At 71.8% G+C, this 6736-nt stretch carries 6 protein-coding genes; 5 read left to right on the top strand and 1 reads right to left on the bottom strand.

Annotation, left to right across the window (positions count from 1 at the left end):
• Positions 1-757 precede the first annotated feature (757 nt).
• The 5 genes from secG (at position 758) to ND747_RS26345 (ending at position 5836) form a co-directional block, all read left to right on the top strand.
• Entirely contained in the window at positions 758-988 is a 231-nt protein-coding gene (gene secG, locus ND747_RS26365; protein ID WP_251736965.1) for a preprotein translocase subunit SecG, read from the top strand.
• Positions 989-1044: 56 nt separating this feature from the next.
• Positions 1045-2820 carry an ABC transporter substrate-binding protein gene (locus ND747_RS26360; RefSeq protein WP_251736964.1) on the top strand — a complete coding sequence of 592 codons (1776 nt, stop codon included), beginning with the start codon at positions 1045-1047 and terminating at the stop codon, positions 2818-2820.
• A 376-nt stretch (positions 2821-3196) separates the two neighbouring features.
• Complete coding sequence (locus ND747_RS26355) at positions 3197-3532, top strand: RNA polymerase-binding protein RbpA (protein ID WP_251736963.1); 336 nt, start codon at positions 3197-3199, stop codon at positions 3530-3532.
• Positions 3522-5189, top strand: coding sequence for a serine/threonine-protein kinase (locus tag ND747_RS26350; protein WP_251736962.1), 1668 nt, complete (start codon positions 3522-3524; stop codon positions 5187-5189). Before ND747_RS26355 ends, ND747_RS26350 begins: the two co-directional genes overlap by 11 nt.
• Before the next feature lie 260 nt (positions 5190-5449).
• Complete coding sequence (locus ND747_RS26345; RefSeq protein ID WP_251736961.1) at positions 5450-5836, top strand: SHOCT domain-containing protein; 387 nt, start codon at positions 5450-5452, stop codon at positions 5834-5836.
• Between the two features lie 132 nt (positions 5837-5968).
• Here the strand turns inward: ND747_RS26345 and pgl are convergent, their stop codons facing one another.
• Positions 5969-6706, bottom strand: coding sequence for a 6-phosphogluconolactonase (pgl, locus tag ND747_RS26340; protein ID WP_251736974.1), 738 nt, complete (start codon positions 6704-6706; stop codon positions 5969-5971).
• Between the last annotated feature and the right edge of the window lie 30 nt (positions 6707-6736).

Raw genomic sequence — 6736 nt, 5'->3', positions numbered from 1 at the left:
CCCCCCCCCCCGCCCCCCCCCCCCCCCCCGCCCCCCCCCCCCGCCCGGGCCCCCCCCCCCCCCGCCCCGCCCCCCCCCCCCCCCCCCCCCCCCCCCCCCCCCCCCCACCCCTCCACATGGGCGTTCGGCGTCCGTTCTCTCGACCATGTGTTTGCCGGTCGTGCCGCAGACCGGGCGGGCCGGCTGGTGGTGCGGGCTGGCGGACAGGGCGGGCCGGCAGACAGGGCGGGCTGGCGGCCGGCTGTGCGGTGGCCGATAACTGTCTGTGCGTTGGCCGGTGGGCGGATGGTGCGGTGGTGGGTAGTGCGCGCGGTGGCGCGATGGGCTGACCGGTGCGGTGGAGGGTTGCTGGTGGCGGGTGGGGCTGGTGGCCGGCGGGTGGGCGTGGTGGATCGTGCGGCGGCGGCAGTGTTGGTGGTGTGGTGGCTGGGAGCGGCCGGGAGCGTCTGGGGCGCGGAGGCGTAGCTGGTGTGGGTGGGTGAGGTACTTTCACTGAGTACCATCTCGCCTCGTCGCATCTGTCGGCTGTGGCCGCTGGCGCTGTGGCAGTCGGCTGTGACCGCGGGCCCCTGGCCGTCGGGTTGTGGCCGTCGGTTTGCGGCCGTCGGTCGGTGGCCGCTGGCACGGTGGCTGTCGGTCTTGTGGCTGCTGACGAGGCGAGATCTGATGTCGGCTGCGGCCCTGCCGTCGGCGGCGTCACGACTGATCGGGTGGCGGTGGTCTGTCGTCATCCCCTGGGAGCAGGAGCTGGTCCGAAATGACGATCGGTCTGTCGATCGCCCTGATTGTCGCGAGCGTCCTGATGATCCTGCTCGTGCTGTTGCACCGGGCGAAGGGCGGCGGTCTGTCGACGCTGTTCGGTGGTGGCGTGTCGTCCTCGCTGGGCGGGTCGTCGGTGGTGGAGAAGAACCTCGACCGATTGACGATCATCGTGGGCAGTGTGTGGTTCATCTGCATCATTGGTCTCGGTCTGCTGCTGAAGAATTGAACCCGCCGCGTGCTCGCCGCAGCCACCGCGGGCCGGCGGCGTCCCGATTCGCGGCTGTGGTCATCACCGCCGTGCTGGCCCTGGTCACGACCGCAGCGTGTGGCGGTGGCAGTGGAAGCGGCGGCGGTAGCGGGAGTGACGACGCGCCGATCTCCGCCACGCCCACGCCGAGCACCGCGGCCACCACGGCACCGGTCGCGAAGCCCGGCGGCACCCTGCGTCTGGTCACCGGGCAGATGCCCAGCGGTGATCCGGGGTGGGCGGCGACACCTGCCGAACAGGCGGTGGCAAGGCTCGTCACCCGCCAGCTCTACAGCTACCCGAGCGACGTCGATCTGTCCCGCTCGACGATCCCGCGTCCGGACCTGGCCGTGGGCGCGCCGATGGTCACCGAGAACGGCCTGGTGTACACCGTGCGGCTGCGGGCGGCGGCCCGGTGGGACACGCCGAACCAGCGTCGGATCACCGCCAATGACGTGGCCCGGGGCTTCAAGCGGTTGTGCACCCCGCCGGACCCGTCGCCGCTGCGAGGCTACTTCGCCGCGACGATCGTCGGGTTCCGCCAGTTCTGCGACGAGCTTGCCGCCACCCCGATCGCGGACGCGGCGGCGTTCGTCGAGAGCAACACGATCGAGGGTGTCGAGATCGTCGGTGACGACACGGTCGCCTTCCACCTGCTGACCCCGGTGAACGACTTCGTCGACGTGCTGGCCCTGCCCGCGGCGTCCCCGGTGCCCCTGGAGGCACTGTCCTATCCGCCGAACTCGCCGGATTACCTGCACAATCTGATCTCGGCCGGGCCGTACCGGTTCACCGGGTCACAGGACACCACGCCCGGCTACCGGCTGGCCCGCAACCCGTCCTGGAACGCCTCCTCGGACGGGATCCGCCGGGCGCTGGTCGACCACATCACGATCATCGACGGCCAGTCGTCCGAGACGATGCTGCAGGAACTCGAGACCGGCGACGCGGACCTGTCGCTCGATCCGGTGCTGACCACGGCGCGGGCCGAGGAGCTCGCCAAGGACAAGGACGACCGGCTCGCCATCGACGGGGTCGGTACCACGCTGGCCCTGACCGTAGGCCTGGACGGCCCGTCCGCGGCGGCGCTGCGGGAGCAGAGCATCCGACAGGCGCTGCCGTACTGCGTGGACCGGGCGGGCCTGGCCGACGCGCTCGGCGGACCGGAGTTCGCCACCGCGGCCACCGGGCTGCTGCAGGAACCGATGACCGGATACACCGCGCTCGACCCGTTCCCGAGCGCCGATGGCAGCGGTGACCCGCAGCGTTGCCGGCAGGCCCTGCGCACCACGCCCGGCGGGCCGGTGACGGCACTGTCCCTGCTGACCTCGGACAGCCCGGCGGACGCCGCGGTCGCCGAGGCCCTGCGGACGTCGTTCGCCCGCGCCGGGATCCGACTGGACATCCGGATCCGCACCGGCGATCGGTACGCCGCCGCAGCAGTCGCGCCCCGCGTTCAGTTCTGGGATCTCGCCCTGACCAGGATCACGCCGGCCTGGTATGGCGATGCCGGGCGAACCGTCTTCCAGCCGCTGCTCGACGAGACCTGGGTCGGTCCGCGTCCCGCCGACGGTGGCTACCGGGAGCTGGCCGCCGGTCGCCAGCTTGACGCCGCGCTGCGGGCGAACTCCGAGACCGACGAGGTTGCCGGCTGGGAGCAGCTCGAGCAGACCGTCGTCGCCAGCGCGGCGGTGATCCCGCTGGCCGTCGTGCACACCCCGGTGATGCACAGCGCCAACGTCACGACGTTCGCCATCGTCCCCTCAGTCGGCACCGCCGACCCGACCGCCATCTCCCTCGGCTCCGGCTGACCCGCCGGCCAGACCCGTCTGTGGTCTCGCACCGGCTGCTCTGCCGGACCCGCCGGAGCACCGTGGGCTGGTCCCGCGGGGCACCCCTGGCTGGTGGTCCTCGGGGGTGCCGGGTGGGGCCGGCTGGTGGACGGAAGTGATCGTTCGGGGTGTGCTGGGTCGGCTTGGGGTGGTCGGTGCATCCACGTCGGGCGGTGGCGGCCTACACTCCCCCCAGGACGTACCCGGAGGGACAACCGGGGGAGTGCCGGGAACGTCGGGCTTGCCCGGCCGGTCGTCGTCCCGCACGGTGACCAGTCACCGGGGCGGGGCGGGCCACGTCGGCGGGCATCGGCGAACTGCAATCCATGGGACGAGACGAAGGAGCACGCGGGCCGTGGCAGGTGGCAACGCCATTCGGGGGAGCCGGGTCGGGGCCGGACCAATGGGAGAGGCCGAGCGGGGCGAGACTGCACCCCGCCAGCGCATCTCCTTCTGGTGCGCGAACGAACACGAGACGAAGCCGTCGTTCGCCGTGGACGCGGCGGTACCCGAGACATGGGACTGTCCGAGCTGCGGCCTCCCGGCCGGCCGGGACCGGGAGAACACCCCCGCCCCGCCGCGCACCGAGCCGTACAAGACGCATCTCGCGTATGTCCGGGAGCGGCGCAACGAGAAGGACGGGGAGGCCATCCTGGCCGAGGCGTTGGCGAAGCTGCGGGGTGCCTCCTAGCTCCTTCGTGGCCGCAGGGCGGCTCGTCGCCGGCCGGTACCGACTCGGAGCCTGGCTCGGTGCCGGCGGGATGGGCACCGTCTGGCAGGCGCACGACGAGGTGTTGCGGGTTGACGTCGCGCTCAAGGAGATCCGTTTTCCGGCGGATCTCGACGCCGCTGAGCGGGTCGCCCAGGTGGACGCGGCGATGCGGGAGGCGCGCACGGCCGCCCGGCTGCGGAGCAATCCACACGTCGTCACGGTGCACGACGCCGTCGAACACGACGGCCTGCCATGGATCGTCATGGAGTACGTGCCGGCCGACACCCTCGCGGCCACCGTCGAGCGGCACGGCCCGCTGACCGTCGCCCGGGTTGCCGACATCGGCCTCGCGGTCCTGGATGCTCTCGTCGCCGGGCAGCGTCTCGGTGTGCTGCACCGGGACGTCAAGCCGTCCAACATTCTGCTGGCCCGCGACGGACGGGTGCTGCTGACCGACTTCGGTATCGCGACGCAGTCCTCCGATCCGACCGTTCCCGACTGTTCCGCCCGCGTTGACGACGGACCACTCGTCGTCGCCGCGGTGCAACGTCTGCTCAGCAGAGGTGGCACGCCGGCCTATTCGGCGCCCGAACGGCTGGTCAACGGCACGGCGACCCTCTCCGGTGACCTGTTCTCCCTCGGCGCCAGCCTGTACTTCGCCGTCGAGGGACATTCGCCGTTCGGCCGCGAGGACCTGCCGAGCACCGTCGGTGCCGTCGTCGGTGCCGAACCCCCCGAGTTCGTCCGCGCCGGGCCGCTCGCCCATCCGATCGCCGGTCTGCTGGCCAAAACCCCAGCGACCCGCCTCGGCGCCGAGGGCGCCCAGACCCTCCTACGCTGGGCCGGCGCGGTGCCCGGCGCCGACCCGGCGTCCGGTTTCCCGTCGGTGTCCGGTTCCGACTCGGTACCTGGTTCGGACTCGGTGTCCGGCTCCGTTGAGGCGTCCACGGGCACATCGGCGTCCACGGGCGTCCCAGTAATGACCGGCGGATCGGTTGGTCCGGCGTCCGGGACGGATTCGCGGGCGCGGCCGGGCTCGGGCCGGTGGCTGCTCGTGGTCGCGCTGGTGGTGGCAGCACTCGTGGCGGGCGGGATCCAACTGTTCGCCGCGTTCGGGCCTGGCTCCCACGTGGCTCGCCAGGCGCCGAGCACGACCGCCACCCCTGCCCCCGCAGTCACCCCCACACCCGCAGCCACCCGCGCACCGATGGTCACCCCCGTGCCGGGATCGGTGTCGACAGTGGTGACGGTGCCACCGGGCATGATCGGGAAATGGCAGGGCATGGTCCGCCAGGGCCCGATCACCTTTCCCCTGACGGTGACCCTGCAGGCAGGTCGGGGCGGTGAAACCGTGGGTACGGCCCGCAACCCACGGGACGGCTGCACCAGCGATCTGCAGCTGATCTCGACGGGGGCCGACGACGATCCGAGCAACCACGAGGTCCCGACCGGTGCCGACGGCCACAGCGTCACGTCTGCCCGGTTTCACGAGCGGCTCACCAACGGATCGCTGTCGTGCACCGCGGTGGACGTCGACGTGATGACCGTGCTGCCCGACGGGACCCTCGATCTCAGCTATTCCGCGTCCCTGCTGACCTCGTCCGGTCATGCGGTGCTGCGTCGAGAGAAAACCTAGTGCGCCGTCCGCGAACGTTTCAGGGACGGCCGTCGTAACCGGCCCGGCGGGGCCACATGACATTGATGGTCGGGATCGGCGGTCAGGCTTCGGGGTGACTCCAGCTGGGTGGTTCGTCGGCTGGGTCGCGCCGGCCGCGCCGCGCCGGCCGCGCCGCGCCGGTCGAGCTGGTCGAGACGGCGGGACGTGAGGTGTGGGCTGGGCGGGTATTACCAGGACCTGGGCGTTCGGCGTCCGCCCGCCCGACTGGAGGTGCGGTAATGGATCCAGACTTCCCGCTGTTGAGCGTATTTCTGTACATGTTGTGGTTCTTCGCGTTTGTGCTGTGGATCTGGCTGCTGGTTTCGGTGATCACGGACGTGTTCCGCAGTCACGACCTGTCCGGCTGGGCGAAGGCCGGGTGGACCGCGGCGATCATCGTGCTGCCGTGCCTGGGTGTCCTTGGCTATCTGATCGTCCGGGGCGGCAGCATGCACGAGCGCAACCGGGCGGCCGCCGAACAGAACGAACGCGCCTGGCGGTCCTACCTGCGCGAGGCGGCCGGGACGAGCCGGGCCGACGAACTCGGCAAGCTCGCCCATCTGCATGATCAGGGCATCATCTCGGATGTCGAGTACGAACGCGGCAAGACGAAGATCCTCGCCTGAGCGGGTCCGTCCCGACCTGCATGCGTCCGTTGCGACCTGAGCCGGTCGTCTTGCGACCCGAGTTCCCGGGTCGCGTGCCACCCGGTGGCGGGCAGGGCCTCTGGCCCCACCGGCCACCGGGTGTCTGACGGATCAGCCGGCCGCCGGGAGACGAGAGCCGGCCGCCGGGAGACGGGATGTGGCTGCCCGGTCGGCCAACCACAAGGTGCGTTCCCGGCCGACGGCACCGGTCGCGGGAACGGCGATCGGGCCGGCGCCGGAGAACGCCGCGGCGACCGCCTCCGCCTTTTCCTCGCCAGCGACGATCACCCACACCTCGCGGGCCGACTGGATGGTCGGCAGGGTCAGCGAGATGCGCAGGGGCGGCGGCTTCGGGCTGTTCGCGACGGCCACGACCGTCTCGGTGGACGTCACCCCGGGCAGGTGCGGGAACAGCGACGCGACGTGCCCGTCCGGGCCGAGTCCGAGCAGCACCACGTCGAAGACGGGCACGCTTGCCCCGGGCGCGGCCCGGCTGGCGAGCAGCTTGGCGTACTGCGCCGCGGCGGCGTCGGCAGCGGCGAGGTCGGCTTCGCTGCCAGCGGTTGCCGTGGCGAGGTGACCCATCGGGAAGACCCGGTTGGGATCGACCGGGATGTGTTCGAGCAGTGCCTCCCGGGCCTGCCGATCGTTGCGGTCGGGGGAGTCGGCCGCGACGAAGCGCTCGTCTCCCCACCACACGTCGACCCGGGACCAGTCCACGGCGTCGAACGCCGGACTGGACCGCACTGCGCGTAGCAACGCAATGCCGATGCCGCCGCCGGTGAGCACCACGGAGGCTTCCCCGCGGCAGACGATCAAAAGACCGGCGGCAGGCAACGATTTCCCGATCCAGCCGCGAGCCGTCCACCCTGCCGATTG

Source organism: Frankia sp. R82 (assembly GCF_023716925.1).
In the GTDB taxonomy this organism is placed as follows: Bacteria; Actinomycetota; Actinomycetes; order Frankiales; family Frankiaceae; genus Frankia.
This window is presented reverse-complemented; position numbering and strand designations above follow the sequence as displayed.

Excerpts from the sequence above, each read along its gene's own strand:
- secG (WP_251736965.1), top strand. The coding sequence starts at position 758 with ATGACGATCGGTCTGTCGATCGCCCTGATTGTCGCGAGCGTCCTGATG.
- ND747_RS26345 (WP_251736961.1), top strand. The coding sequence starts at position 5,450 with ATGGATCCAGACTTCCCGCTGTTGAGCGTATTTCTGTACATGTTGTGG.